This is a genomic window from Marinicella marina, from assembly GCF_030065545.1.
GTDB classification, from domain to species: domain Bacteria; phylum Pseudomonadota; class Gammaproteobacteria; order Xanthomonadales; family Marinicellaceae; genus Marinicella; species Marinicella marina.
The window spans coordinates 1-2989 of record NZ_JASJNC010000017.1; the positions used below are offsets into that span (position 1 = coordinate 1).

1 protein-coding gene is annotated in these 2989 nt (G+C 54.1%); it reads right to left on the bottom strand.

Annotated elements, in window-relative coordinates; all coding sequences use genetic code 11:
• Positions 1 to 1745: Ig-like domain-containing protein (locus tag QNI24_RS15370; protein WP_430539214.1), on the bottom strand; the 1745-nt coding region annotated here is incomplete at its 3' end.
• Between the last annotated feature and the right edge of the window lie 1244 nt (positions 1746 to 2989).

Sequence of the window (2989 nt, forward strand, 5' to 3'; positions counted from 1 at the left end):
CCGGTTTCAACGCCAGTACAAGTAGCGGTCAGGGCGGTGCCATCATTGGCTGGATCAGGTGTGACAGTACACACAGCCACAGCTGGTGGCGTGTTATCTAAGGTAAAGAAGGCATCGGCATTACTGGTATTGCCAGCAGCGTCGGTTACGGTAGCGACTTCATCACCATCGACGCCATTTTGGCCAGCGGTTGCAGTACAAACCACTTCATTACCGGTCTCAGCACCACAGGTATAACCTGGGATGGTTAAAGTGGCATCGGTTTCAACACCAGTACAGGTGGCGGTCAGGGCGGTGCCATCATTGGCTGGATCAGGTGTGACGGTACATACAGCGATGGCTGGAGCAACGGCATCTACAGTAACTTCAGTCGGTAATGATGAGTTACCGTTTTCATCAGTAACAATCACACTGAGTACATCACCGTCTGCTGGTGCGGGAATCACTGGAGAACAAGAATAGTTACCATCGATATCAGCTGTGGTGGTACACAGTATGTTACCAGCCTCATCCAATACCGTGATGTCACCATTTGGAATGGTGGTACCCGTCACAGGGTCACCATCAGTTGGGTCAACTTGTGGTGCTGGTGGTGCGGTGGTACCTGGATCATACACAGTGGTTGACACAGGTGCACTCTCTAACAAACCTGTTTGGGTCGCAGTGACCATGATGATGTCATCGGTGGCAGGAACAGGCGAAGGTGTATCACAGGTCCAATCACCATTGGCATCGGCAACCACAGGGTCATTGCTACAAGTGATGCCATCAATTGAGATGCTTGAACCAGCCACTGCGCTGCCGGTGATGCTGGTGGCGCCAGCGGCCACAGGATCAACAGTAGGAGCAACAGATTGTGTCACTGAGTCGCCCACCGTGGTGCTGGCAGGTTGTGATACGTTACCCGCATCATCAGTGGCCGTGGCGACAATCAAATCACCAGGGGTTAGTGGCAATGAGCTGCTGGTGATACAGAACCAATCACCATTGGCATTGGTCACAATGGGATCATTGTCACAAGTCACACCGGTGAGGTTGATGGTGGTGCCAGGTTCAGCCGAACCAGTAATCGGGTCGGTACTTTCGTTAACTGGGTTAATCACTGGCGCTGAAGGTGCGGTGATATCAATGCCACCGACCACTGTGGTAGGTGGTGAGGTATTACCGGCTTCATCTTCTTGAGTTGCGGTGATGTCCTCGCCATCCTCTGGAGTAGGCGAGAGGGTACAAGACCAAGTGCCATCAAGTTGTACTGTTGCCGTACAAGTGGCACCAGATGGTGTGGTTACGGTAACCACGGCACCCGGTTCACCGGTACCACTGACTGGGTCGCCATTGGTTGGGGTGATGATGGTTGGTGCCNGAGGCGCATCATTATCCAACACAAAAGGCGCTGGTGTGGTGGCGGTGTTACCGGCATCATCAGTGGCAGTGGCCACTTCATCACCATCAACACCATCGGTGCCAACAGTACCGGTACAAGACCAATTACCTGAACCATTGTCGGTACATACATAACCTGGAATGGTCAAAGTAGCGCCGGCTTCAACACCCGTACAACTGGCAGTTACCACCGTGCCGTTATTGGCTGGATCGGGTGTAACGGTACAAGCACCAATAGCTGGTGCGGTGTTATCCAAAGTGAACGGAGCCGGTGTGGTTGCGGTGTTGCCGGCTGCATCGGTGGCAGTAGCCACTTCATCGCCATCGACACCGTTTTGGCCAGCGGTTGCGGTACAGACCACTTCATTGCCAGCCTCGGCGCCACAAACGTAACCTGGAATGGTTACGGTAGCCCCGGTTTCAACGCCAGTACAAGTAGCCGTTAAAGGCGTACCATCATTGGCAGGATCGGGTGAAACAGTACAAGCACCAATGGTCGGTGCAGTGTTATCCAAGGCAAAGAAGGCATNGTGAACGGAGCCGGTGTGGTTGCGGTGTTGCCGGCTGCATCGGTGGCAGTAGCCACTTCATCGCCATCGACACCGTTTTGGCCAGCGGTTGCGGTACAGACCACTTCATTGCCAGCCTCGGCGCCACAAACGTAACCAGGAATGGTGACCACAGCACCCGTCTCAACGCCAGTACAAGTAGCCGTTAAAGGCGTACCATCATTGGCTGGATCGGGTGAGACAGTACAAGCACCAATGGTCGGTGCGGTGTTATCAAGGGTGAAAGCAGCGGTAGATGTAGCTGAGTTGCCGGCGGCATCGGTGGTGGTTGCTAAAGCATCACCACTGACTTGGCCTGGGCCAGTGCCAGCAGTTGCGGTACAAACCACTTCGTTACCAGCCTCAGCACCACAGGTATAGCCTGGAATAGATACTGTTGCGCCGGTTTCAACACCAGTACAAGTAGCACTCAGGGCAGTGCCATCGTTGGCTGGGTTTGGTGTAACGGTACACACAGCAGCCGTTGGAGCGGTGTTATCTAAAGTGAATGGTGCAGGTGTGGTTGCAGTGTTGCCGGCTGCATCGGTGGCCGTGGCCACTTCATCACCATCGACACCGTTTTGGCCAGCGGTTGCGGTACAGACCACTTCATTGCCAGCCTCGGCGCCACAAACGTAACCTGGAATGGTTACGGTAGCCCCGGTTTCAACGCCAGTACAAGTAGCCGTTAAAGGCGTACCATCATTGGCAGGATCGGGTGAAACAGTACAAGCACCAATGGTCGGTGCAGTGTTATCCAAGGCAAAGAAGGCATCGGCATTACTGGTATTGCCAGCAGCGTCGGTTACGGTAGCTACTTCATCGCCATCAACACCATTCTGGCCAGCAGTTGCGGTACAAACCACTTCGTTACCGGCCTCAGCGCCACAAACGTAACCTGGGATAGAGACGGTTGCCCCGGTTTCAACGCCAGTACAAGTAGCGGTCAGGGCGGTGCCATCATTGGCTGGATCAGGTGTGACAGTACACACAGCCACAGCTGGTGGCGTGTTATCTAAGGTAAAGAAGGCATCGGCATTACTGGTATTGCCAGCAGC